Source organism: Staphylococcus marylandisciuri (assembly GCF_025519785.1).
In the GTDB taxonomy this organism is placed as follows: domain Bacteria; phylum Bacillota; class Bacilli; order Staphylococcales; family Staphylococcaceae; genus Staphylococcus; species Staphylococcus marylandisciuri.
Window position 1 is genome coordinate 76,403 of record NZ_JAOPKZ010000001.1, and the last position, 25,837, is coordinate 102,239.

27 protein-coding genes are annotated in these 25,837 nt (G+C 37.1%); 13 read left to right on the forward strand and 14 right to left on the reverse strand.

Annotated elements, in window-relative coordinates; genetic code table 11:
- Window positions 1-38: 38 nt before the first annotated feature.
- Window positions 39-590, forward strand: coding sequence for a choline uptake/conversion transcriptional regulator CudC (cudC, locus tag N9R04_RS00450; RefSeq protein ID WP_262853531.1), 552 nt, complete (start codon window positions 39-41; stop codon window positions 588-590).
- Between the two features lie 150 nt (window positions 591-740).
- On the opposite strand, the gene N9R04_RS00455 is transcribed toward cudC, so the two are convergent.
- The 6 genes from N9R04_RS00455 to N9R04_RS00480 all read right to left on the reverse strand — a co-directional run bounded on the left by N9R04_RS00455 (window position 741) and on the right by N9R04_RS00480 (window position 6,787).
- Window positions 741-1,346 carry an ATP-binding cassette domain-containing protein gene (locus N9R04_RS00455; protein ID WP_262853532.1) on the reverse strand — a complete coding sequence of 202 codons (606 nt, stop codon included), beginning with the start codon at window positions 1,344-1,346 and terminating at the stop codon, window positions 741-743.
- 3 nt (window positions 1,347-1,349) lie between these two features.
- Window positions 1,350-2,018 carry a molybdate ABC transporter permease subunit gene (gene modB / locus N9R04_RS00460; RefSeq protein WP_262853533.1) on the reverse strand — a complete coding sequence of 223 codons (669 nt, stop codon included), beginning with the start codon at window positions 2,016-2,018 and terminating at the stop codon, window positions 1,350-1,352.
- 12 nt (window positions 2,019-2,030) lie between these two features.
- Complete coding sequence (gene modA / locus N9R04_RS00465) at window positions 2,031-2,807, reverse strand: molybdate ABC transporter substrate-binding protein (protein ID WP_262853535.1); 777 nt, start codon at window positions 2,805-2,807, stop codon at window positions 2,031-2,033.
- A 272-nt stretch (window positions 2,808-3,079) separates the two neighbouring features.
- Window positions 3,080-4,576, reverse strand: a complete 1,497-nt coding sequence (galT, locus tag N9R04_RS00470; RefSeq protein WP_262853537.1) for a UDP-glucose--hexose-1-phosphate uridylyltransferase — start codon at window positions 4,574-4,576, stop codon at window positions 3,080-3,082.
- Between the two features lie 15 nt (window positions 4,577-4,591).
- Window positions 4,592-5,581, reverse strand: a complete 990-nt coding sequence (gene galE / locus N9R04_RS00475; protein ID WP_262853538.1) for a UDP-glucose 4-epimerase GalE — start codon at window positions 5,579-5,581, stop codon at window positions 4,592-4,594.
- A 42-nt stretch (window positions 5,582-5,623) separates the two neighbouring features.
- Window positions 5,624-6,787 carry a galactokinase gene (locus tag N9R04_RS00480; RefSeq protein ID WP_262853540.1) on the reverse strand — a complete coding sequence of 388 codons (1,164 nt, stop codon included), beginning with the start codon at window positions 6,785-6,787 and terminating at the stop codon, window positions 5,624-5,626.
- A 441-nt stretch (window positions 6,788-7,228) separates the two neighbouring features.
- Between N9R04_RS00480 and N9R04_RS00485 the strand changes: the two genes are divergently transcribed.
- Both N9R04_RS00485 and fdhD read left to right on the forward strand, forming a co-directional pair.
- Entirely contained in the window at window positions 7,229-7,420 is a 192-nt protein-coding gene (locus tag N9R04_RS00485; RefSeq protein ID WP_262853541.1) for a hypothetical protein, read from the forward strand.
- 541 nt (window positions 7,421-7,961) lie between these two features.
- Window positions 7,962-8,762 carry a formate dehydrogenase accessory sulfurtransferase FdhD gene (gene fdhD / locus N9R04_RS00490; protein ID WP_262853542.1) on the forward strand — a complete coding sequence of 267 codons (801 nt, stop codon included), beginning with the start codon at window positions 7,962-7,964 and terminating at the stop codon, window positions 8,760-8,762.
- 63 nt (window positions 8,763-8,825) lie between these two features.
- Here fdhD and N9R04_RS00495 read toward each other — a convergent pair whose 3' ends face one another.
- From N9R04_RS00495 to N9R04_RS00505, 3 genes are all read right to left on the reverse strand, one after another.
- Entirely contained in the window at window positions 8,826-9,584 is a 759-nt protein-coding gene (locus tag N9R04_RS00495) for a GNAT family N-acetyltransferase (RefSeq protein ID WP_262853543.1), read from the reverse strand.
- Between the two features lie 24 nt (window positions 9,585-9,608).
- On the reverse strand, window positions 9,609-10,163 hold the full coding sequence (locus N9R04_RS00500) for a biotin transporter BioY (RefSeq protein ID WP_262853545.1): 555 nt from the start codon (window positions 10,161-10,163) through the stop codon (window positions 9,609-9,611).
- A 227-nt stretch (window positions 10,164-10,390) separates the two neighbouring features.
- Window positions 10,391-11,293, reverse strand: a complete 903-nt coding sequence (locus tag N9R04_RS00505) for an ABC transporter substrate-binding protein (RefSeq protein ID WP_262853546.1) — start codon at window positions 11,291-11,293, stop codon at window positions 10,391-10,393.
- A gap of 284 nt (window positions 11,294-11,577) precedes the next feature.
- On the opposite strand from N9R04_RS00505, the gene N9R04_RS00510 reads away from it, so the two are divergent.
- Entirely contained in the window at window positions 11,578-11,739 is a 162-nt protein-coding gene (locus N9R04_RS00510) for a hypothetical protein (protein WP_262853548.1), read from the forward strand.
- Window positions 11,740-11,785: 46 nt separating this feature from the next.
- Here the strand turns inward: N9R04_RS00510 and N9R04_RS00515 are convergent, their stop codons facing one another.
- Window positions 11,786-12,937: an acyl-CoA dehydrogenase family protein gene (locus N9R04_RS00515; protein WP_262853550.1), complete on the reverse strand. Its 1,152-nt coding sequence runs from the start codon at window positions 12,935-12,937 to the stop codon at window positions 11,786-11,788.
- 140 nt (window positions 12,938-13,077) lie between these two features.
- Here N9R04_RS00515 and N9R04_RS00520 point away from each other — a divergent pair, with 140 nt between their 5' ends.
- From N9R04_RS00520 to N9R04_RS00535, 4 genes are read left to right on the forward strand one after another with little or no spacing between them, the layout of a single operon-like run.
- Entirely contained in the window at window positions 13,078-13,824 is a 747-nt protein-coding gene (locus tag N9R04_RS00520) for an amino acid ABC transporter ATP-binding protein (protein WP_262853552.1), read from the forward strand.
- 2 nt (window positions 13,825-13,826) lie between these two features.
- Complete coding sequence (locus tag N9R04_RS00525) at window positions 13,827-14,681, forward strand: amino acid ABC transporter substrate-binding protein (protein WP_262853708.1); 855 nt, start codon at window positions 13,827-13,829, stop codon at window positions 14,679-14,681.
- The gene (locus tag N9R04_RS00530; protein WP_262853553.1) at window positions 14,682-15,365 is read left to right on the forward strand and encodes an amino acid ABC transporter permease; all 684 of its coding nucleotides are present in this window, start codon (window positions 14,682-14,684) and stop codon (window positions 15,363-15,365) included.
- A 12-nt stretch (window positions 15,366-15,377) separates the two neighbouring features.
- Entirely contained in the window at window positions 15,378-16,073 is a 696-nt protein-coding gene (locus N9R04_RS00535; RefSeq protein WP_262853554.1) for an amino acid ABC transporter permease, read from the forward strand.
- Between the two features lie 169 nt (window positions 16,074-16,242).
- On the opposite strand, the gene N9R04_RS00540 is transcribed toward N9R04_RS00535, so the two are convergent.
- Complete coding sequence (locus N9R04_RS00540; protein ID WP_262853556.1) at window positions 16,243-16,593, reverse strand: transcriptional regulator, SarA/Rot family; 351 nt, start codon at window positions 16,591-16,593, stop codon at window positions 16,243-16,245.
- 403 nt (window positions 16,594-16,996) lie between these two features.
- A complete protein-coding gene (locus N9R04_RS00545) occupies window positions 16,997-17,359 on the reverse strand; it encodes a DoxX family protein (protein ID WP_262853558.1) in 363 nt (120 codons plus the stop codon).
- A 784-nt stretch (window positions 17,360-18,143) separates the two neighbouring features.
- Between N9R04_RS00545 and N9R04_RS00550 the strand changes: the two genes are divergently transcribed.
- Window positions 18,144-18,902: a CHAP domain-containing protein gene (locus N9R04_RS00550; RefSeq protein ID WP_262853559.1), complete on the forward strand. Its 759-nt coding sequence runs from the start codon at window positions 18,144-18,146 to the stop codon at window positions 18,900-18,902.
- Window positions 18,903-19,621: 719 nt separating this feature from the next.
- Here N9R04_RS00550 and nhaC read toward each other — a convergent pair.
- Together nhaC and N9R04_RS00560 are read right to left on the reverse strand one after the other, a co-directional pair.
- Window positions 19,622-21,040 (reverse strand): Na+/H+ antiporter NhaC, encoded by a 1,419-nt coding sequence (gene nhaC / locus N9R04_RS00555; RefSeq protein ID WP_262853561.1) that lies wholly within the window; start codon window positions 21,038-21,040, stop codon window positions 19,622-19,624.
- 22 nt (window positions 21,041-21,062) lie between these two features.
- Window positions 21,063-22,133, reverse strand: coding sequence for an NAD/NADP-dependent octopine/nopaline dehydrogenase family protein (locus N9R04_RS00560; RefSeq protein ID WP_262853563.1), 1,071 nt, complete (start codon window positions 22,131-22,133; stop codon window positions 21,063-21,065).
- Between the two features lie 811 nt (window positions 22,134-22,944).
- Between N9R04_RS00560 and N9R04_RS00565 the strand changes: the two genes are divergently transcribed.
- The 4 genes from N9R04_RS00565 (at window position 22,945) to N9R04_RS00580 (ending at window position 25,708) form a co-directional block, all read left to right on the forward strand.
- Window positions 22,945-23,382 (forward strand): CHAP domain-containing protein, encoded by a 438-nt coding sequence (locus tag N9R04_RS00565; RefSeq protein ID WP_262853565.1) that lies wholly within the window; start codon window positions 22,945-22,947, stop codon window positions 23,380-23,382.
- Between the two features lie 357 nt (window positions 23,383-23,739).
- Complete coding sequence (locus N9R04_RS00570) at window positions 23,740-24,060, forward strand: DMT family transporter (RefSeq protein WP_262853567.1); 321 nt, start codon at window positions 23,740-23,742, stop codon at window positions 24,058-24,060.
- Window positions 24,060-24,374: a DMT family transporter gene (locus N9R04_RS00575; protein ID WP_262853569.1), complete on the forward strand. Its 315-nt coding sequence runs from the start codon at window positions 24,060-24,062 to the stop codon at window positions 24,372-24,374. Before N9R04_RS00570 ends, N9R04_RS00575 begins: the two co-directional genes overlap by 1 nt.
- A gap of 374 nt (window positions 24,375-24,748) precedes the next feature.
- On the forward strand, window positions 24,749-25,708 hold the full coding sequence (locus tag N9R04_RS00580; RefSeq protein WP_262853570.1) for a 2-hydroxyacid dehydrogenase family protein: 960 nt from the start codon (window positions 24,749-24,751) through the stop codon (window positions 25,706-25,708).
- The last annotated feature ends 129 nt before the right edge of the window (window positions 25,709-25,837 follow it).

Here is a 25,837-nt window from a genome sequence, read left to right on the forward strand (position 1 = left end):
ATGCTATAATATAATTAATTGTATTTGGAGGTGTAGATATGCCACGTTCTAAAAATTATCAACACATGCTCGAACACGCTAAAGACCATGTGATTAATTCGATTGGAGAAACGATGGATCTCTACGGTATGAATCGCAGCGTGGGTAACTTGTACGGCACTATGGTGTTTGGTCAACAGTCAATGACCTTAGATGAAATGAGAAATGAACTACAGATGAGTAAACCGAGCATGAGTGCTGGAGTGAAGAAGTTACAAGAATTCGATGCTGTTAAACAACAATTTATACGTGGTAGTCGTAAGCAACATTTCGTAGCAGAAAAAGATTTCTTCACTTTCTTTGGTAATTATTTCTCAATGAAATGGAATAGAGAGATCAAGTTAAATATGGAAGCTATTCGACGTTCTGAAGATGAAATTGAAGCTATCCTTAACGCCACAGATGTAGATGCTCAGACCAAAGAAGAAGCGCAAATTATTTACAATCAAATCGAACACTCTAAATCTTATTATAAGTGGTTAAGCTCTCTCAGTAATGCTTTAACTTCAGGGGAAATTTATGATTATTTCCCTATACCTGATAATAATTAATTACTAACAATTGCTGCGGGAGAGATTCAAGCTGCTCTACAAGAGTCATTCTCCCGCTCCAAATAAATGATGTAAAAATATATCATTTTATTACTGTTAAACCTCATTGATGTATGGTTGCGACTTGTCTTAATTTCTAACCATTCTCCATTAACCTAAACTAATAATATCATCCGCTAACTCATTCGCCTCATAGTTAGAATGCGTCACGAATATAATAGGTATTTGCCACTCATTAAATACGCGTCTTAACAGCGCTATCCCTTCTTCTTTCGTCTGATCATCCAAACTTGAAAATGGTTCATCCAGTAATAAGAGATCGGGTTTAGTAGTCAATGCACGTGCTAAAGCCACACGCTGGGCCTCTCCCCCAGATAAGGTAGCGGGATAGTGCGATTGAAGATGTTCAATCTTCAACTTCGTCATTAACTTGCGAATATGATCATTCATAGCAGACATAAATGTTAAATTTTGATAGACGGTCATATTCGGAAATAATTGATAGTCTTGAAATAGATAGCCTACGTGTCTATTTTGAATTTTAATTTGTCTATTGATGTTCGTATCTGTAAGAACGCGTTCACCTAATTCAATATAGGCTTCATCTGCTTCACGTAAACCCGCTATGATGTTGAGTACTGTCGTCTTGCCTATTCCTGAAGGGCCTTTAATAGCATAAATCTTTGGCAGCTTAGTGTATATATCAATTTTAATATCGGTTTGGTTTACTATGTGCTTTATTGAGATATTTAACATTTACTATGCCTCCCGATACCGATCTTTATTCAAAATATTAATCGTACTAATGACTACTACAGCGAACGCTACTAGCACAAGCACCCATAACCAAGCTTGATTTTCTTTACCTTGTTCTACGAGGAAATAGATTTCTAATGGCAATGTATTCGTTTTGTTAGGAATATAACCTGCAACCATTAAGGTAGCTCCGAATTCCCCGATCGCTCTTGCAAAGCTCATCATGACACCAGATAATATAGACCGTTTAGATAGTGGAATAACTATCTTATAAAATATCTTCCTTTCACTCGCGCCCATCGTTCGAGCTGTGTTTAACATCTTACTATCTACTCCTCGAAAGCCCTGTACAGTGTGCTGATACATTAGCGGAAAACTAACAATGACAGATGCAATTACTGCACCTGCCATTGTGAATACTACCGGAAAATGTAAAATCTCTGAAAAGAAACGACCTACGAAACTTTTGGGAGAAAATATGATAAGTAATATAAACCCCATAACAGTAGGTGGTAATACTATAGGGAGCACAATAATACTTTCGAGAATTCTAGCTAAGATGCCTTTTCTCTCATATAACCATTTTGATACGAGAATACCTAACACAGTCACTATAACTGTGCTCATTGAAGCTACTTCTATAGAAATCCAAAATGGAGTGAAGTCAGGCATCGCTAAAACCTCCTAAACTTCGAATTTATATTTTTTCATAATTTTCTTAGCTTGATCTGTTTTTAAAAAGTCTACCCATTCTTTAGCAAGTTTCTTATCAGAAGTCGTTCCTGCCTTATAAGTAATAGGTTTCTTCAGTTGTGCTTCATTAATTTGTTTAACGTTACTGTTACCGCTTTTCTGATCTTGAGCTAAATCTGTCTTATAAACATAGCCTAGTTTTGAATTGCCTTTATTCACATAATTCAATACTTGCCTTACATCTTTAGCATAAACTAAGTGTGGCTTAACTTTGTTATAAAGATCTTTATCCTTAAGATATTCTTCAGCGTACTTACCAGCTGGTACAGATTTCGCTTCACCTATCGCTAATTTGTCATTCTTCTTTAAATCTTTGACTGATTTAATGTCACTATCTTTGTCTCCTATTAACACTAACTTATTCTTAGCGTAATTGTATGTATGATGCGCTTTACCTTTTTTCGCTAACGCATCAACATCTCTCGTGTTAGCAGACATTAAGACATCACTCGGTGCACCCTTCTCAATTTGAGATCTCAAAGCACCTGAGCCACCGTAGTTAAATGTAATCCTCGCATCTTTATGTTCTTTCTTAAATTCTTTCTCTAGCTCTTTTGTTACATCTGTTAAGCTAGCCGCTGCTGAAATTTTCAACTCTGGGTTGTTATCTTCAGATGATTTGTCTTTTGAATTATCTCCAGTCCCTGAACAACCTGCTAGGACTAAACACAGAACAAGTAGTGAAACTATAAAGTGTTTAAGTTTCATTATTCTCCCTCCTTAAGACACATTATATATCCCTTTAATCTTAATTAAAAGCAATAATTATAGCTTTAAATTAATTTTAAGTGAAAATATTTTTCAAAAAATATATTATACCGATCTATTTTAAATCTGAGTCGGAGATAATTTTAGTATACACCCATTGTCGAGAAAGCTATACCATTCAAAAAGGGCCTTTTCAATATGCCTGTCATGTTAAGCAGTTATGCTTCAGCGTTAATTCTTGTATTACTCTTCTCACTTGTGAACGTCTTCATTCATAAACTCTTAATAAAGCGCATAAATGCCATCTGGCCTTGGTGATCATTTTTAAACACACCTGCATCCTCAAGTACGCGTTTGAACTTGTGACCTATCTCTTCTCGTAAAATACTGTCAATATTTGCTTCATTAAAATCATATTTACTTTCCATCTCTTTAACCCAATCGAAGTGCACGCCAAGTTTGGTTTCAAGTTCTTTCTCACCTAACAAATACTTCTGTATCATATGTATTTCTTCCTTCAAGCGTGCAGGTAATATCGCGGTTCCCATTACTTCTATAAGTCCGATATTTTCTTTTTTAATATGTTGAACATCTGGATGGGGATGGAAAATGCCATCGGGATACGCTTCAGAAGTTTGATTATCACGCAAGACGAGATCTAATTCGTATTGCTTGTCGCGCAGCCGTGCTATAGGCGTAACGGTATGATGGCGCTCTCCTGAGTCACTATACGCTCTCACACCAACTTCTGCATCACTGTAATTCATCCATTGCTTCAAAATGTATGACGCAAGATCGACAATTCTAGCTTTATCATCTGATTTAAGTCGAATCACACTCATAGGCCAGTACAAGGTATAACAACTCACACCCTCATACCCCTCCACCTCGAATGCGTTAATTTCTTTAGCTCGATCCATAGGAAATGTGTGACGTCCTGTTTGGTAATGATTATGAGATAAGATAGAACCTCCTACAAGCGGTATATCAGCATTAGATCCTATGAAATAATGAGGAATCTGATCTATAAAAGCAAATAAATTGATAAAAGTTTGACGACCGATATCCATCGGTGTATGTTCTCTAGATAGCACTATACTATGCTCTTGAAAATAAGCATAGGGTGAATATTGAAAGCCCCATGTTTCACCATCCAAATCTAATCTAATGACACGATGGTTTGAACGTGCAGCTTGAGAGACTGATCCTTGATACCCTTCATTCTCTATACACAAAGCGCATTTTGGATATTCTACACTTTCAGCTTCTTTAGCTAGAGCTATATCTTTAGCGCTCTTTTCCGGTTTAGATAAATTAATCGTTAACTCAATATCTCCATACTCAGTCGGCACTTCAAACTCAATATTTTTAGCAATCGCTTTTTCCTTCACATAGTTATTTCTCTTTGAAAGTGCATAGAAGTAATTAGTAGCTCTTTGAGGACTATCACTTAGCAAATGATGAAATTGGTGATTAATTGTTGAAGGCCTAGGAGTTATCAAATCTAACAATTGTGCTTCAATGATTTCTCTTTCATATAAAACGTTCTCAATTAACCCATGTTGAATCATCTGATTAATCCAGTACTCTGAAAAGTCTACAGGCGACCATTCAGTAATTTCTAACGAAATCTCTGAAGTTTCTACACCCTGCGCACTTAATATACGAATGAGTTGATTCTGGATGTAGAGTCGATCTAGATCTTCATAGTCTCCATAATGTACTACTAAATTTATAAATTGACTAACCATGCTTTGATTAAGTAACATAATTTCACGCTCCAACTAATCTAAATACCCTTCAGGATGCCCACGATGCCATTCCCACGCACTTCGAATAATTTCATGAATATCATCTTGTTTAGGTTGCCATCCTAATAGTTTTCTCGCTTTATCGCTGGAGGCCACTAGTTTACTTGGATCCCCCTCGCGTCTGGGGCCAACACTAGCAGGAATAGGTTGTTGCGTTACTTCTCTTGCCGCTTCAAGAATCTCGAACACAGAATAACCTTGACTGCTTCCTAAATTAAACGCACCAGACTTGCCTCCGTTTTTTAAATATTGATAAGCCAAAATATGTGCATCTATTAAATCTGAAACGTGTAAATAATCACGGATACATGAGCCATCTTTAGTGTCATAATCATCTCCAAATACTGTTAATTGTTCTCGCTGCCCTAAAGCTACTTCTAGGACAATTGGAATGAGGTGTGTTTCTGGATGATGATCTTCACCTATAGAACCATTTGGTTTAGCTCCTGCAACGTTAAAATACCGCAAAGCAGCATAATTAACATTATAAGCTTGATGACACCACCGAATCATTCTCTCCATTATAAGTTTACTTTCGCCATAGGGATTGGTTGGCAACTGCCGCGCCTCTTCTGTAATAGGTATAACGTCAGGCTCTCCATAAACAGCAGCTGTGGATGAGAAAACGATGTGCTCCACATTATTATCTTTCATGACCTCCAACAGTACTTGTAAACCGTAGACATTATTATTAAAGTATTGCAAAGGCTTTTCTACTGATTCTCCTACGATTGAGAATGCACAAAAGTGGAAGACTCCTTCGATATCTTCTTTATTGAATACATCCGTTAAAAATGCTCTATCTCTAATATCACCTTCATAAAATGTTGCAGCATCTGCTACAGCACTTCGATGACCATTAACTAAATTATCAACTACTACTACCTCATAGTCTTCAGCCAGCAGTTGATCGACAGCATGACTGCCAATATATCCCGCGCCTCCTAAGACTAACACTGACATCGTATTACTTCCTTTCTCAATAGATCTAAAATGATAATTATCTTACCCTAACGTTTTAACGCCATCACCAACAGTGACGTGATAGAAAGAAGGCTCATACCCTATTGTAGCTTTATAAACGCTAGTAACTTCATATTCAAGTTGTTTAAGCGCAGCTTTATGTACAAGTGCAATTGCGCAGCCAGCAAATCCTGCGCCCGTCATACGTGCTCCAAGTACGCCGTCAACTTGTTGTGCAGTCTCGGCTAGAGTATCTAGTTCGACACCAGTGACGGCATAATCATTTTTTAAAGAATGATGTGAGTCATTTAATAGTTGACCGAACAATTTAAAATCCCGCTGTTGTAGTGCTTGATAGGCCTCTTTTGTTCGTTGATTTTCAGTTACTGCATGTCTAGCTCGTCGCATTGGTAGAGACGCTTTGATGTGATGCTTCAAACTGTCAAACTGCTCTACGCTGAGTTCCCCTAAAGACAGGATGTCCGCTTCCTTTTGTAAATCTTTAAGCGCAGTTTCACATTCAGAACGTCTCTCGTTATATTTTGACTCTGTTAAAGAGCGACGTTTATTTGTATTCATTATCGAAATGACGTAGTCTCCGAATTGAGCAGGCACGTAATGATAGTGTAAATTAGCTGTATCAAGCAATATCGCATGATCTTTTTTACCCATACCTACTATAAACTGATCCATTATACCTGAATTAACACCAATATATTGATTTTCTACTCTTTGACCTAAGTGGATTAACTCTAAACGGTTAATGTTCAGCTTAAATAATGCTTTAATCAACCATCCGATGAGTAGTTCGAGAGAAGCTGATGAAGATAAACTCGCTCCATTCGGTATATTTCCTTCTATTAAAATGTTAAATCCACAATCAATATCATCAAACTGCTCTCGCAGATACTTGATCATACCTTTGGCATAATTCGCCCACTGGTGCGCGCCGTTATAATCAAGTGAATCTAGCGTCGTGATAATTTCGCCATCTTCTTTAAAATTATTAGAGTAAAAATGTAATTCGCGATCCTGTCGAAGGCTTGCCACGCCATAAGTTCCTAATTCGATTGCTGCTGGAAACACGTATCCACCATTATAATCTGTATGCTCACCAATTAAGTTAATACGACCAGGTGCAAATGCTTTAACTGATGAAGATTGATTAAAGCGCTCTACAAATTGTTGTTCTAGCTTATTTATCATAATCGTCACACCTTAATTTAGCTTTACTTAAGTTATAGTTTCGCTTCATCTATAGTTTACTTGAAGAAGAATTCTTTTAGCAACTTTGACATTCAAACCCTAGTGCTTAGTCACTTTTAATTTAATATGGTAGAGTTGCGAAATAACATTGATGATTTCTCATGGTAAGAGGCTGGGACATAATGCTCTTTGACTAGAGAGAAAGAGGCTGGTACATAATGTAATGTCTCAGTCTCTTTCAGCATCTCGGCAGTAGATGACTGATTTGAAAATGCGCTTATATCAAGCTTTTTTCAATTCTAGTCATCCTTGCCGGGGCGGGACTACGAAATCTTTTTATTCAAATTAGATTTCTGTCCCGCTCCCTCTTTCAACATCTCGGCAGTAGATGACTGATTTGAAAACGCGCTTGTATCAAGCTTTTTTCAATTCTAGTCATCCTTGCCGGGGCGGGACTACGAAATCTTTTTATTCAAATTAGATTTCTGTCCCGCTCCCGCTCATATCAATCGCTTTGGTTTATCGGTAACATTTAATGTTTCTAACTATATAACTTTCCTACTTATTCTGCTCTTTCTTTTACCCATAGAAATATTTTGGAACACAAATTCCAAATTAGTAGTGCTAAGATGAATTTTATTCACCACGTCTGAGTATTTTATCTAAATGTCATACTTCGTAATAACTTGTCGTTTTACTTTTAAATTTTTAGCAACAAGACGCTTTTATACCGTTGTATCAATCAATACCAATAAATTAAATGAACGAGTTGCCTTATGGATATCACATGCTCTAGTAACACTATCAATGATAACTTCCACCGCAATTCTAAGTAATTATTTATCGCGCTATGTGGTGTAAACAATATTTCTTGTATAGGCGATTAAGTTCCTATTTCTATCATCACCCACTATAGTCATTTAATTTGATGTTACCAACTGAAATTGACTAATACCCATGATCGTCTTTACCTGCACCATTGTTTCAAAAGAAAGACTTCAAACGGTTTTATCGTGATAAAGACGCCAATTATAATTTTTTCAATTATGTGTTACCATCTTAAATAATATTATCATCTTGAATGTCGTAAATATACACGTTGAATGCTGCACTATTGACAACGTTCAGGTAACAACGATATATAGTACTACTAAGTAATGTGAGGAGAGATATAATGGAACGTGATGTGCTTTACGACCAACAAATCGTTCGCTATCAGGATGGAAAGCTCTTTCAAACGCGCGATAGTTATGCCTCAGAATTCCCTCTTACTATCATAGTGAATGGTGAAGAGTTTGCGACTGTTATTTGTAGCCCCAATCATCTCAAAGAACTTACCATAGGCTTTCTAGCTTCTGAAGGTGCAATTATGAAGGAATCTGAGATTAAATCACTTGATATCGATGATAGTAAAGGATTCGCTCATGTTGAATTAACTCAACCTTTAACTGATCGCTTCGAATATTCAACTAAACGAATGATTGCATCGTGTTGTGGTAAAAGCCGTGAATTTTACTTTCATAATGATGCTGCTATGGCTAAGACTTCTATGTCAAAGATCACGATAAGACCAGATCAAGTGCTTGAAATGATGGCGAATCTACAGAGTGCAAGTAAGACATTTAAACAAACGGGAGGGCTTCATAACGGGGCTATTAGTGATGGAAATGAGTTCTTTGAACATCGACAAGATATTGGCCGCCATAACGCTCTAGATAAGCTCTATGGCTATTGTATTCAACAACACATTTCAGTGCGCGATAAAGTATTAATCTTTAGCGGACGCATCTCTTCTGAAATACTTATTAAAGCTGCTAAGATAGGAGTAGGTGTCATCCTGTCCAAATCGGCACCTACTACTTTAGCTGTGCAATTAGCTAAAGATCTTAATATTACTGCTATAGGTTTTATACGCGATGGTAACTTTAATGTATACAGCCACCCGCACCGCGTACAATTAGAGAAGTATAAATAAAAATGGGCTGGAACGAATGACGATTAAATGCATTCGATCTAGCCCTTCTATATATTGTGCGAATTAGATATGTTCTTTAAGTATTTGATAACAAAAGCTAATGTAGATATATCCTTGCTTCAAGTACATATCCTTCGCTGTGTCATCCCCATCAGCTACCAATATCATAGTTCTACCTCTCGCAACTTTAGCCACATAGCGTTGCATAGCTGTACCTATACCTCTACGCCGCATCGATTCAATGACACCAAATCCATCGATTTCTACGGTGTTATCACGAAAGATCAAGTCTAAAATTCCGATAGGTGTGCCGTTGGAGTAGGCAACTAAACGCTCTTTCTCATCTAGCAAATATGTCTCCCTTATCTCAGAAATACTCTCTTCAGTAAACTCTTTCCCATAAGGTAGTGAAAACTGTCGAAAAACCTCTAAATAATCATTGAGATTATGTGTGTTGACAGTTGTAATTTCTATAGATGTGTCGCACCTATTCTCACTTAGAAACTGGTCAGGTTCAACTGCATATAATTCTAATGTGCCAAGCTGATACTTTTTATTTCGTATAACCGCTTGCCAGTGATCATCAAGTATAGCATTCTCTGGAAAATAAAAACATAGATGATCGGAACCTTGCGATAAGTGCTGTCTTCGTTGTAATTGCTGATCTCGTTCCCACTCTGCAACAGTAGGCATTTGGTGATAAACCCACATGTTTTTATAATAGGTGTTAGGAGAACCTGGAGTTAAATATACCGTCTTAAAAGTGTCACGATAATCCGTTATTCCATCATTGTAAATGTCTGCTAAAGTAATAGAAGCCATGATAACTACCTACTTAAAAATATTTTATCTTGTTCTCAGTAGTTGCTGGAATCGACTATGGTTAAGTAAGATGCTTCCAATCAGCGCAGCAAGCAAGGCTTTTAAGATGTCTCCTGGCATAAATGTAAGCGATAAGTACAGCGCTTTACTTAAAGGCATATGAATGATGAGTCCCATGACGATAGCGCCTACTACATCAAGTAAAATCACACCGATAAGTAGAATAGTAATGAATAAGAAAAGGAAACTGATCTTTTTCAAATATAAATCTCTTATCACACCAATTAAGAAAGCCACTACAGGATACATTAACAAGAATCCTACCGAGGGTCCGGCAAATACACCAATTCCACCACGACCGCCTGATAACAGAGGTAAACCAGCTGCTACTAATAACAAGAAAACTACTACACTTAACGTACCATACTTACGGCCTAATAGAATACCTGCTAAAAAGATACCGAGGTTCTGCAATACAATCGGTACTGGAATGAATGTTAGCGGTATCGGTGGTACGAAACCTAGCACAGCGATGATAGCAGTCATTAACGCTGTATATACTAAAAATTTAGTCGACATATGTCTATCCTCCCGCAATTAATATTTAAATTATAGCATCAATGTAAACTATAACATATAGTAATGTTTACATTAATGTCGTTAAAAAGCTGAAATGTTCAGAGGTCTCTAGATATCATACACTACTATCTAAGAGAGCATGATGAATATAACACTAGCTCTTCATCTCAAAAACCTCATCCTTACATTTCAGCTTAATTATGATGAATCATTTTCCATATATTAAATTATTTTAATAATTTTTCTTTTAAGTCTTTTCTAATATGTTCTAGAGTATAAGGATCGTTGAACCAGTAAGTTTCAGCATTTACTTTAATCACGTGATCATTTTGAACTGCTGGAAGATTTTTCCAAATTTGTGTCTTTTCATAGCCTGGTACTGGTTTACCTTCACTTGTTGACACGATGTAGTCACCAGCAACCTCACTGATCTTTTCTTGTTTAACTTCAGACCAACCCGTTTTTTTCACAAGTTCTTTTTGTTTCTCAGGCATGTTCAAGTCGAAAGCTTGGTATAACACTTCACTACCACGTCCGTAGTTATCCCCGTACGTGTAAAGTTTTTTATCAAATTCGTCGAAGAGCGAGACCGTTTTATCTGCTCCGATTTTATCTTTTATTTCTTTACTATCTTTAGCAGTTTTCTCTGTCCATTCTTTTTCCCATTTTTTCTCTTCGTCTTCTTTACCGACTATCTTAGCTAATTCACGTTGCTGATCTAAATACTTATGCTTTTCATAGTCGATCACAATAGTTGGAGCGATTTTTTCATACTTTTTGATATTTTTATCTGTTGAATAGACGATGATTAAATCCGGTTTAGACTTTGTGACTTTTTCAACATCGTTTTCTCCTACTTTAGTGACCCCTTTAAATTTATCTTTAAGTACCTTACTTTGATCAACGTAATTGTTGACAGCTACGATATTAGCACCTAAATATTTTAAACCAGCTGCATACGTAGGTGCTACAACGGCAATACGCTTAGGATCTTTAGGAATATCTATCTTCTTACCACTATCTAATTTATATGATTTAGTTGCTGCTTTACTTGAGCTTTCATCAGATTTATTACCACATGCTGATAAGACAAGTAACAGAACAATAATAGGTATGAGTAATTTCTTCATCTGTAATCTCCTTGTATTGAAAATGATTATCATTATTGTTAATTATATTTTGTTCTACACAATTAAGCAATACCAATTTTTAGAAATTTTATCCTATAGTAAAAGCCAGCACGCTTGAGTCATACTTACCTAAGAGATTCTTCTCTAGACATCAGACTAAGTGCTGGCTTATCTATATATTAAATTGAGGGAGTTGCGAAAGTGAACAGAGGTTGAGACATAAAGTTTCGTTGCTCTGGGAAACCACTTAACGACGTCCTAAAATCAGGATTTTCGACAGACACTTGCACGATTTACAAAAATTTGGACAACCATTTGGCTCTTCGTTCGGTTCCTCTCAACTCCTAAACGCTTTAGTCTCAACCTCTTCTACAAGTGCTTCAAGTGTAACAGCAGCCGTTGATACTTGCACTTACTTTCACATGAATAAGAAACATGAACTATAAAATGATTTCGATAACTAAAATAAAATGATATCAATAACCGTTTTCGTTATAGTAAACCGAGAACAGATTTTGCTATATTCGTATAAGCCATATCTTCCATAGGAGGGTTGTGCAATCCTGCTCGCATATCGCGATAATAACGTTGTAGTGGCCGCTCCATTTCTAGACTCTTAGCACCTACGATACGCATGGCTAAATCTACCACTTCAAGTCCTTGGTTCAGCACTAAGACTTTACTCGCAGAAGTCTCATTCCAAACTTGTATTTGCTCTCCACTGTCATGATACATACGCGCTGTACTCCATAAGAAATGGCGGGCAGATAAGAGTAGTGATTCCATCTTACCGATATTTTGTTGAACAGTTGAAATTTCACCTATCGTTCCTTGAATGCTGTTTGGGCTATAGGTCTTAGCGAAATCAACCGCGTAATCTCTAGCAGCTTGAGCTATACCTAAATATACACTTGGAATGTGCAATATCCACCCATTTGGCTTCTTGCCTTTCGCCCCTCTGATTTCTACAAAATTTTCCTTAGGTATATGTACGTCGTTTAATACTAAATCATGACTTTCTGTCGCACGCATCCCTATCATATTCCAATTATCTGCAATTTCAACCCCTGGCATATCATGTTTCACGAGGAAGAAACCTACTTGCTCTAACGATTCGACATAAGCGCTCACGACGAAATGCGTTAATCCTTTACTCATTGAAGTAAAGGTTTTAACCCCATTTATAATATAGCCATCATCTGTTTCGGTAACGTGAGTCGCAGGTCGACCTCCACGGGTAGGACTACCAGTCTCCGCCTCACTTACTGCTCGATTGATGAGCGCACCTTCTCTGACAGCTTGAGCAAAACGGTTAAGCATGTCTTGCTCCCACATTTCTTGTTCAAATAACTGACCTACCACGCTTAGATGCCACCCAATAGAGAGTGCAGTAGCTCCATCAATACTTCCTAAATAAGTTTGGAGAACTACCATATCTTCAACTGTAGCTCCTTCTCCCCCATAAGCTTTAGGTAAAGTTAGTAGCGTATAGCCTTCATTGATTAGCCACTCAACATTCTCATAAGGGAAACGAGAGCGTCGATCATTCTCATCAGCATGAGACTGAAATTCATCTTTCACACCCTCGAGTTTCTGTAACCATTTCTTTTGTATCTCTGAATTGATTAATGCAGAATTAAGCACGTCGTTCACCTCATCATAGTATAACTTATATCCTAGTTTAACACTCTACTTTATTGAATAAAAGAGACTATTTTTAAAACCTACTTTACCGATAGGAATTCTTGTGATAAATTTATTTTAATTAGAAGAGGAGGCGCCCTATGATCTCAGTTGAAAATCTTAATCATTATTATAATCAACATCATGTGCTAAAAGATGTCTCTTATGAACAAGATAAAGGTTCAGTCACAGCGATAATCGGGCCTAGTGGTTCCGGTAAGACAACGCTGTTGCGCACTTTAAATGCATTAACGCTACCCAAATCAGGACAGATCACAATTAATCATTTTACATTTGATGCAGCCCGACACACTAAGAGAGATATAAAAGAGCTGCGTAGCAATTCAGCCATGATATTTCAGAACTATAATCTTTTTAAAAATAAGACAATACTTGAAAACATTACAGAAGGCTTAATTTACGGTCAAAAGAAATCAAAAAGCCAAGCGCAAGAAATTGCTCAACACTATTTAAAGAAAGTGGACATGATAGATCACAAAGACAAATACCCTTCTCAACTATCAGGCGGTCAGAGTCAGCGCGTCGGTATAGTCAGAGCTCTTGCACTTAACCCTCACGTACTGCTCCTAGACGAGCCAACTTCTGCTTTAGATCCGGAATCGATCGGTAGCATTCTACAAGTGATTAAACAAATTGCTGAAGAGGGAATGACCATGGTACTTGTGACACATGAAATTGAATTTGCTAAGGCAATAGCGGATCAAATTCTCTTCATGGATAAAGGCGAAATACTTTTGAGAGGAACACCCCAGGAGATCTTCGAGACAACAAACTCACCTCGTCTCAACCGCTTCTTAAATAACGTGAATGCGGAGGTTGATCATTGATGATGAAACGGTCTATAACTTTGTGCCTGTCCTTTATCGTCATTATTAGCTTATTAACAGGATGTAGTCGTCATAATGAAGAAAGCAAAGCAACTAAAGCACATCCCCGAGAAATAAAGGTTGCTTTATCTGCTGAAGTTAACCCACCTTATTTATACACAGATAAAAACAATCGCTTTGTCGGTTTAGATATGGATTATTTAAAGCTATTACAGCAGAAATTACCACAGTATAAGTTTAAATATGAGCTCGGAGAAGAAGAATCAAATCTCGTAGGTATAGGTGCTGGCAAATTCGATATGGGTATTAATTGGTTTTTCAAAACACCCGAACGCGAGAAAAAATTCTTATATCAAGATGAACCATATAGCTATGCACTTCCTATGTTAGCCGTGAATAAAAATAATAACGACATACGCGCCTTAAAGGACTTGCCCGGCAAAAAGCTTACGCCCATGGCACCAAGTGGAGGCCTATTCTCAATATTATCTGAGTATAATAAAACGCACCATCCTCAAGTGCAAATAGATAAGATACAAGAACCTTCTAATGGAGATAATTTAAAAATGGTGGGTCAAAACCGCCGTGATGCTATGCTGATTAATTGGAACACCTATAAAGCGATCCAAGAACAAATTCATACTAATACGAAGATCGGCGGTATAGTTAAACGAGAACCCTTACACATTGTATATAATAAGTCAAATCAACAGTTGCACGACGATATTGACCAAGCTACTAAAGAATTAAAAAAAGAAGGCAAATTACAACAACTATCACAAAAATATTTCGATCTTAATGTATTTAAAGACGTGAACAGTTTAAATAAAGACAAATCGAGATTGGAGGTGCGATAGATGGGAACTACAAACTGGGTTGAATTATTTAACCAAGTCGTAACACGCTTGCCAATAACGTTGTTTATGATTATTACGGCACTCGTACTGGCATTATTACTAGGGTTAGTTCTAGCTATAATTCGCATTAGACAAATCCCTGTATTAGCTAGGTTCGTACGCATCTACCTCTCATTTATTCGCAGTACACCTTTAATCTTACAACTCTTCCTAGTGTATTTCGCTTTACCGCAAGCACTATTATTCGTGGGAATAGATATCAATCATCTTAGCCGTCTGTTCTTCGTAATCCTTGCTTTTACATTACATACTGGAGGATATTTATCTGAAGTTATGCGCGCGGGATATCTATCTGTGGATTATTCTCAAATTGAAGCCGGCATATCTGTAGGTTTATCATATCCACGGATACTTAAAGATATCGTCTTACCACAAGCACTTAAAAACAGTTTGCCTAACTTAACGACACAAATTATCGAACTAGTTAAAGATACATCGTTAGCTTTTACTATCGGCTTAATCGATATGATGGGACAAGTTCAACTTATTATAGGCAACAACTATGGCCTAGGTATGTTACAAGTGTATGTGGTTATCTCACTCATCTATTGGATGATAGCGTTAACTATACAAGGCCTATTAACACTCATTGAGCGACGCGCGGACAAGCCTTATCGTGTCTAAGGAGGAAAGTTTATGGATTTTATACTAAAAACGATTGTTGAAGTTCTAAAAGGTATACCTAATACCATCTTGATTTCATTCATTGCTATGGCAGTCGGGTTAATTGTTGGTACACTTTTCGCTATCATTCGGCTCGCCAACATTCCCATCTTGTCACAGTTGATTATCGTCTACAATTCCTTTATACGAAGCACGCCTTTAATCGTGCAATTATTCGTATTGTACTACGGGCTACCAACTTGTTTAATGTTTAGCAATGACCATTTCCATACTCATTTCAACCCTGATATGTTTCCGCCGCTCTTCATTGCTTGTATTGGCTTCTCGCTGCATGCTATTGCTTATCTGTCAGAGAGCATGAAAGGAGGGTTACAGTCGGTTGATCGTTCGCAGGTTGAGGCAGCAACTACTGTAGGATTATCAACTTTGGACACATATAGAAGGATCATCATACCACAAGCTTTTGGCTACGCCCTACCTAACATTGAGAACCAATTTATAATGTTGATTAAAGGTACCTCCTTAGCATTCGCGGTTCAAGTAACAGAAATAATGTCAGTTAGTCATGTGATCGCTAACGAAGGCTATCGCTTTGTTCCAGTTTATACTGTAGCTGCTATTTTTTATTGGTTACTCGCTATCATTATCGAATACATTTTTCACAAATTCGAATATAAGACAACACGTCATTTAAGTACAAATCAGTAACAACAGATATATGGCATAATGAAGTGAATATAAACTTTATTACCTCACTAAAAAAGACTGACTGAACTGTGGTTGCGGCGACATAGCGCCTTAGTCTTACAGTTCAGTCAGTTCTTCTGTATTGATACAATTACTCTAGTGACCCATCCTTAAAAAAAATATATCAGTATTAATTAATAATCTTTTTTAAATCCTGAAGTAGTTTACGAACATGCTCACGTTGCTCGTCTGTAATTTCTACATAAATTTGTCGTTGATCGATCAAACTTCGTTTCTTATCTAAATAACCTTTATCTTTGAGCTTTTGAATAGCTTTACTTAAAAAATAAGGCTTCAGAGATGAACGTTCTGCTAGTTTCCTCACAGGTATAGTATTTTCTTTTAATTTATATACGTGGTATAGAATAGTTAATTCTTCATATGACAGCTGATATGATTTTTTAAGCTCTCGATAAAAATCCTTTAGCTTCGGAGCGAGTAAGATCATATCTTCAACTTTAAACGTGTCCTCTTTAATCATAGTTATCCTCCTGATAGTCCAGTCTGGTTGTTTTAAGTTAATTATAAACACTTATACAAATAATTCAACAATATTTTCATTAATTTCGCAAAATTTATTCTTATCAGAAATTTGACCTTCTTATTTAATTTCTACTATTTATTAACATAACTTCATAGTTTTTCGTTTTACTCAATGAATGCGTGCTGTCATACAGACAATACTATACTTTTCTCTACTCAGTTCAAAAAAAGCCAGCACTTAGCCTGACGCCTAGAAAGCAAAGTTCTCTAGCGACCGTAACAATAAGTGCTGACTAAAATAGTGTAGATATATATTTGAAAGGTGTTGAATGAAAGCGAGGTTGAGTACTTCAACCTAGGTCCCGCTTCATTGCACATTATTTAACTCATTTAGCTACTACTTACTTATCCTTTTTACAATTGAGAGTATCTAAGAAGCTTAATATCGCTAAGCCACTTAAATCCATTGCATGTTTCGCCCCTTCTTTTCCATGCCCAGCTTGAAAATGCTTCAATATTGCTCCACTGAGCACTCCTACAGTGATAAGAGATGCGATGCGTGAAAGTGTTTTGCTAGCAAAGCTTACCGCAAACAATACTGAACTCAATGCTTCAGCGGCGCCAACCACGGGCACTAGTTTAGCAGGAAGACCGAATTCATTTTCAAATGAATCTTTCATTTCTTGCTTACCTTTAAGCTTAGGTTGAGATGCATTAAATAGCTCTTTAGCGAGTTTCAAGTTAGTAATATAACGTAAAATCATCTTACATACGCTCCTTAATAATTATCTTCAAAATACTAGCTATAGTTAATTATACCCGTTTTTCTAGCATTTTAATAATATTTCATATTTTTAGATGCTGGACATCTCTTATTGGTGTATGACCCTAACTACGACTGAAAACAAGACTTTCATTTGAGTGCCTCTTAATTCCTAACCAAGTTTGAGACACAATTACCCTACTCGTTGCAACCTCAATATAATGACACTTTGAGCAGTACAAAGCTTAATACCTCAATCATACTAAGAAGTTTCTGTCGACAATCCTGCTATTGGGACGCCGTTATTCGGTTTTCGTGAGCACAACAACTTTATGTCTCAACCTCTCGCGATCAATACGTTTGCTGTTTTAAAGTTAAATAACCCTATACCTTCCTACCTAGAAACAATTTATTGCTAACAATAGTCATCACATACTAAATAAACGATGGAGCGTAATAAAGTTTAACTATTTTTGTTACAAGTGTGTAACAAAAGAATAGGGTTACGCGCCTCCTACCACAGTAACTATAAGTGTTCTCTGGGCTTTTTTGAACACCACCTACTATTACACGAATGCACAACTTTATTAGAGGTAAATTACAAATTTGTAACAATGCACACTAAACACATTTTTTCTGGTAAAGTTAAACGCGTCAAAATAAACAATTTAGGACTACGATTTACGGAATTGATTAGCAAGGTCACCAGTCAGTAGGTGAAACTTTGCCATCAATTTAATTTCACATAAACAATACTTATTGGAATATTAGGAGGATATTTTAAAATGAAAAAAATCGCTACAGCTACAATCGCTACTGCAGGTATTGCTACTTTCGCATTTGCACATAACGATGCACATGCTGCCGAAGAAAATCACAGTGGATATAATCCTAACGATCCAACTTCTTATGAGTACACATATTGGATTGATGCACAAGGTAATTACCACTACACTTGGAAAGGAAACTGGAGTCCAGACCGAGCTAATCAATATCAAAACGTAAATTATTCAAACTATAATAATTACACTCCAGCTCGTTATAATTACTACAATACATCTCGTTATAATAATTACAATGCTCAACCGCACTATGTGAATTACAATACAACAGGTGGACGTGGCGCAGCACCAACAGCTTCTACTTCTAGCCACAACGTACACGTAACATCAACTCCAGCTCCATCATACTCTGCAAATTCTATAGCACGTACTTCAGGTTCTTCACGTAACCTCTACACATCAGGTCAATGTACGTATTATGTATTCGATCGTGTCGGAGGTAAGATCGGTTCTACTTGGGGTAATGCAAATAACTGGGCTAATGCTGCCGCTGCATCAGGATACACAGTTAATAACAGACCAGCAGCTGGAGCTATCTTACAATCATCTGCTGGAGCATATGGCCACGTAGCTTATGTTGAAAGCGTAAATAGCAATGGTTCTATCCGAGTATCTGAAATGAACTACGGACACGGAGCTGGTGTCGTTACTTCACGTACGATTTCAGCTAGCCAAGCAGCAAGCTACAATTACATTCATTAATCATCATTGGTAGCTTAAAAGTAAGATGTAAGTCTATCACAGCATCTTAAATATCCCTTCAGGGAGGAGATATCGAAATTATTGAGATTTCTGTCTCTTCCCTCTTTTCTATGTTCTTCCCTATTTCATTTTCATTCCGCTTAAACATATGCCTTTGATCTTTCATCTCATAAAAAAAACAGCTTTGCATTGTTCAATCGCTACAAAAAAACAATACAAAACTGTAATCATAGATAATAGAAGGATATTTTAATAAAATTATCTATTCTGACGAAAGATAATCTCCTCTCCGCATATAGTAATACCGCTACAAATATTACTATGTATATCGATCATCTCGTCTACTCTTATATTATCCTCTTATTATAACTTTAAACAAAATTACTGGTTTAAATTTTAGATTTTTTCACCATTTAATTTGTTAGAGCAACTATATAATCCCAAATATTGACCTTGAATTAATTTTAGTATTTTAAACTAACGAGAGAAAGGTAGACTAAACTATGATACTTCCCCTAGTGCAATTCAGTAACAAATTAAATTTTATTTTATGGCCAGTATTATTTACTCGTCCGAGCTCTCACAACTCACGAGGAGCGAAACAGAGACCTCATAAATAAAATAGAGACTATGTTGTTTCGCCCCCGCTAACTCATTGATGTGCCTTTCTAAATTAGATTCAATGAGTTAGAACTTGCTATCTGTCTGTTATAAATCAATTAAATATCATTATTGGCTGATGCCTCTTCATTATCTTTGGCTTTTTTAATACCTATACCAGTAAATCCATAGATAAGTGCAAAGACAACACATAAGTAACAAGGAACGGTCCAGATGAAGAATTGGTCAAATGACACGCCGAGTTGCTTAGCATAGTAAATACCAGAAGTTCCCCACGGGATGAGTGGAATAATCATTGTACCTGAATCTTCTAAAGTACGAGATAAATTCGTGCGGTCTAAATTCATCTTATTATACATATCCATCATTAGCACGCCGACCATAATGATCACTACAGATGCTACACCGGCTGCTAGCACCATCATCAAACCACCGATAACTGTGGCTAAGATGAGCTGCCCCACTGAGTTAATATTACTAGAAATCTTGTTTAATATGACCTCTAAACAACCAGAACGTTCAACTATACCAGCAAAAGCATAACCACAAAATATAGTTACAATAATTTCGGTCATACTCATCATTCCGCCCTGTTCAATTAGGGTTGCAACCTTACTTGAAACGTGACCGCTACCTTGAACCATACCTTGTTTAAAGCCATCAAAGGTAGCTTTAAAACCGTCAACGACATTAAACCCATTGTTTGCCCATCCAGTAATAATTGCACTTAAACTTGAAATAAGCATAGCCGGCACGGTATTAAATTTACATAACAGGCATACGATAATGACAATGGCTGGTATCCACGTAAAGAAGTTAATGTTATAAATATTTGATAGTTGATCTAACATATGATTGACTTCTCCAGTTTTAGCCTTACCACCAAATTGGCGGCCAGCAATAAACCATACGATGAGACCGATGATTGAAGCGGGCACAGTTGTCCATACCATCGCTCTGATATGTGCAAATATGTTCACTTTGGTTACTAATGCCGCAAGATTAGTTGTATCAGATAAGGGAGACATCTTATCTCCAAACACCGCTCCTGCTATAATTGCACCTGCAGTCATCCCTTCATTGATCCCTAGCTGATGTGCTATTGCCATAAGAGCTATACCGCCCGTTGATGCTGATCCCCACGCTGTACCAGTCGCCACTGAAGTAATAGCGCAGATAATAAAGGCAGAAACTAAGAAATAATTAGGATTAAGAAATTCAAGTCCATAATATATTAACGCAGGTACAGTACCTGAGAACATCCAGCTTCCAACTATAATACCTACTGATAGAATGATGAATATCGCAGGCATAGCAGTAGCGAGCCTCTTCGTTATCCCTTCTTCTAAATCTTGCCACTTTAACCCCACGCGTTTAGCTATAAATACTGCATACGCAGAAGACAAGATGAGCAAAGCTTGTATAGGTATTCCAAATCCTACAAAACCTACAATAACTATGATGACCATGACTATAATAGTAGATAAAGCCTCGAATAGTGTTGGTTGTCTCGTCATACGCATCCCCCTAACTTATAATTTAATCCAACCCAAGTTTATCTAATCCAAGTTCTTCTACAGTTAATCCTTCTTCAAAGAAGTCCCTTTCAAGTATTGTCGACGCTATCACAATGATGGCATCAATGTTCGGTGTAGCCACCCCTATTTCTCGACCTAAACTTGACCAAAGCACCAAACCGTAGGCAATATCTTCAGTCAAATAACGATTTTTAACTTTATTAGGCCCAGGTATTTGAGAGAATACTGGACTATTGTTAAAGAGTCGATTCAAAGGTTCATCTTCATATTGGCGTTCAAGGTAACCTCTTTCAATTCGCGCCTCTTTAGCTGTAGAAAGTTCAAACCCTAACTTACGACCTAAAGATAAACGTTCTAATTCTACCTCATGCAGTAATCTAACGGTGTGCTTAGTTATCCCTTCAGCATAAAGTGAGAACTCATCAGCATAATCGATACGACCTACATTCAATAAAGTAGGCCCCGGATGAACTTCTGGGTTACCATTCTCTAAATTCGTCTTCATTAAACTCTCTTCTTTAACGATGTATGGATATAGCGATTCTATAATATCGAAGCTTTCACTGAGATATTCTTTTTCGTATGTTGAAAAGTGAACCTTGCGAACATTTAGTGAAAGATCTACGCGTGCTTGTTCAAAGTTAACTCGGGTTCCATATGTTAAGGTATTTGCTTCAGCAAAGCGTGGTTCTGTTTGTATATGCATATCTTCTAATACATTCATAAAGCGAATAGAACCCATAGCTGCCGCCATATTAAAGAATATGAGTTGCTCGTCTTTAATAAACGGCGCCATCGTATAGGCGTACGTTTCTATAAAGGATGAAGGGATGATAACTTGAATTACTTCAGCCCCATCGAGTACGTATTCCATATCGTCACTAATATCTGTAAATTCGACAAAGCTTTCATTACCTTCATTATTGAAAGTGAACCCTCCATCTTTAAGAGCCTTGTCAAATTTATGTATTGATTGATTTCGGCAATACAATCTTACTTGATGACCTTTCGTATACATGTCTAATGCTGCAGTTACTGCCCCATTACCGGAGCCTATTATTGCAATATTCATATATATCCCTTCTTTCTTAACTTTAGCTTTAAGAGCGTAACACTATAGTTATATACCTTAATAACAATGAGTTAAACGCCACAATATTTTTAACACCCTCCTATTATGGCGTATCTATGACATCATTGATAAGTAGTATCGCAGGCGTTTTAATAGAGGTGTCTATTGACTAGTAACGAGCTAGAGCACACGACAGAGGTGTTATTTGAAATTTTTCTAAGAGAGAAACAAGCTCTTCTATGAATTCGAATTAAGTGATACAAGGGGTATTTTAACAACTAACCTCACTGAACGTAAGAGCAAGTAGTTAGTTCATCTTTGCAATAATTTATACATTACTTGATTGAATTTCGATATAGTTATAGTAATAAAATCGCTCCCTCTGAAAATACTATACTCATCCATTAATGATCATTCGTCATCGCTTCGAGCTCTTTAGATAATACAAGGATAGGCTATTCATGTTACTTAACTTTACCTGTTATCCCATAGAACTACGCCTCAAATTTCACTGTTCACTCTAGAGAAACTGAATAATAAATTTTTAGATATATTACAACGGCTGTGACAATTTAATACTTCCTTCATTATTTCTAAGTTCTCAAACAATCTACATAGACACGCATAGAAAGTATTTATCCCTCCTGTCTTTTTAATATATGGTATTACAACGAGCTACAAAAACTTTTTAATTCGATAACAAAGTTGTAATAATCCACACAACTGGCTAACTTTCTGATATTGTGTGACCTGGTTTGATGAGAGATACATATCGCTACATATATTAAATAGATTACAGGAGGATATTTATATGTTTAAGAAGGCTTTAACTACAACTACTCTTGCATTGGGAATAGGGGCAGCAGCATTAGGTGTAGATCAGGGCCATGAAGCGCATGCTGCACAAACTCAAAATACTCAGGCAGCGAGCAACCCATATACCGCCGGGCAATGTACATGGTATGTATACAATAGAGTTGGCGGCCATATTAGTGGCACGTGGGGTAACGCTAATAACTGGGCGACTGCCGCTTCTCAAGCAGGTTATAAAGTTAATCATAAACCTACTGCAGGTTCGATCTTACAGACCTCTGCTGGTCCATTTGGCCACGTCGCGTATGTTGAAAGTGTAACCAGCAATGGTTCAGTTCATATTTCAGAAATGAATTACAATGGTGGCCCTTTTGTTCAATCATCTCGTACTATACCAGCAGGTCAAGCAAAGTCTTATAACTACATTCACTTATAAATCCTTGATCTACGATACGATTTAATGAGGAAGTCACTCGTTTTGATATGTGCAGGATGTAAAATTCATGAAGAGTAGCTATCTGGATTTGAGCTCGTGTAATATTAAAGCTTTAAATTTTTAGTGACCCATAAATGAGGTTGAGACATAGATTTTTGAGCTCTAACGGTGTTCCAAAAGCAGGATTGTCGACTGAAACACTTTTGTCTCGACCTCCAAACAAGGGAGGGAGCGGGACAGAAATCTAATTTGAACAAAAAGATTTCTGTCCCGCTCCCCTATTTTTATGAGCTGCGGCAATTGAAGACTTCAACTAAATTTGAGAGAATGTATAAGTTGATAAAAAGGAGGAATCTCATGCAGTGGTTGAAAGTAATAGTCGCTGGGCTTGTCGAAGTGTTATGGGTGACAAGTATGAACCACGCACATAACATCCCAACTTGGATAGTTACCCTAATACTCATCGCTCTAAGCTTCTTTCTAGTCATCTCAGCGAGCAAACACCTTCCAGTAGGAACGACGTACACTATCTTTGTGGGCATGGGCGCTATAGGTACAATTATAGTTGATGTCATATTTAATGGAGCGAGCCTAAGCTTAGTTAAAATAGCCCTGTTAATCATCCTGATCGTTGGCATCCTCGGCCTTCAAATGACCACTTCAGAGGAGGAATCATAATGGCTTGGCTATATCTTTTTATCGCCGGTCTATTTGAAATTATTGGTGTCATCATCCTAAACGAAATCAATCGCACCGGAAAGAAATCTTTGATTATCATTTTAGGCATAGCCTTCATTTGTAGCTTCACTATCTTAAAGTTAGCAATGTATGATATACCGATGGGAACTGCTTATGCTATCTGGACAGCTATTGGCACAAGTGGTGGAGCCCTCATTGGCATGCTCGTCTACAATGAATCTAAAAGTTTCAAGCGCATATTTTTTATCATTTTAATACTCATTTCAGTAATAGGATTAAAAGTCCTCGGGTAAAGAATTATAAAGATAGAAATATTGTCTGAGACTAGGGCATGATGTATACACTCATAGAAGACTTACAAGCTGCTCTACGTCCAAAGGATTTGCCTGCACTTTTAATCGTGCTAGCCTAAGACCTTTTTTACAACTCAATCGTCGCGACAGATAGGCCTCATCTGTACAGCAGATAGCGTTGTTGTATCTCCTCAGTCATCGCGCTAACGTGAGGAAATTGCAAACTGCTGGTTTTGTTCAACTATAAGAAGATATCGATTATTATCCTCATCTAGTTACTTTAACTTTTATTCTTACTCAGATTCGAGTTCATAGCTCATAGTTTGTGACACACGACTGTATTCGGTATACTTAACACTAAAGGATGTGAGTTTATGGTAAAAGTATATATTGCAGGAGCTATTCCAGAAGAAGGTTTAAAACTGTTAAAAGAACAAAATTATAATGTAGACATTTATGATGGTGAAGGTATTATCGACAAAGACACTTTAAAAGAAGGCGTTAAAGATGCTGACGTCTTAATCAGTTTATTATCTACAAACGTAGACAAAGAAGTTATCGATTCAGCTAACAATTTAAAAATTATAACTAATTATGGCGCTGGCTTTAACAATATTGATATCGATTACGCACGTGAGAAAGGGATCGATGTTACCAATACTCCAAAAGCTTCCACCTCAGCAACTGCTGAGCTAACATTTGGTCTTGTCCTAGCTGTAGCGCGTCGAATCGTTGAAGGAGATGAACTGTGTCGCACTAAGGGATTTGACGGTTGGGCTCCGCTCTTCTTCCGCGGTAGAGAAGTCTCAGGTAAGACAATTGGCATCGTTGGTCTAGGTGAAATCGGTGGTGCGGTAGCAAAACGTGCTAAAGCTTTTGATATGAATATTCTTTACACAGGTCCCCACCAGAAGCCGGAGAAAGAAAGAGAGATAGGTGCTAAATTTGTAGACTTTGATACGCTCGTTCAAAACTCTGACTTCATTACAGTTAACGCAGCTTATAAACCTGAATTACATCATCGTTTCGATACAGAACAATTCCAACAAATGAAATCTACAAGCTATTTAATTAATGCCTCACGCGGTCCAATAGTCAATGAACAAGCACTTGTCGATGCGTTGAAAGCTAAAGAAATTGAAGGCGCTGCACTCGATGTATTTGAATTTGAACCTGAGATTAATGATGAATTGAAATCATTAGATAATGTAGTTATCACACCTCACATTGGTAATGCTACTTATGAAGCGCGAGACATGATGGCGCGTATAGTTGCAAATGATGCGATTAGTAAAATGAATGGTGAGACACCTAAATTTATAGTTAACAACTAATGTGTATGACTTCATAATTTCTAGTACTTATTGATACTCGTTATAGTGTGAAAAGCTTGTTGTATAACACACTGCAATATTTTAAGCGCACGCAGAGATGAGATTAAGCAGTCCGAAGCATAAAGCTAT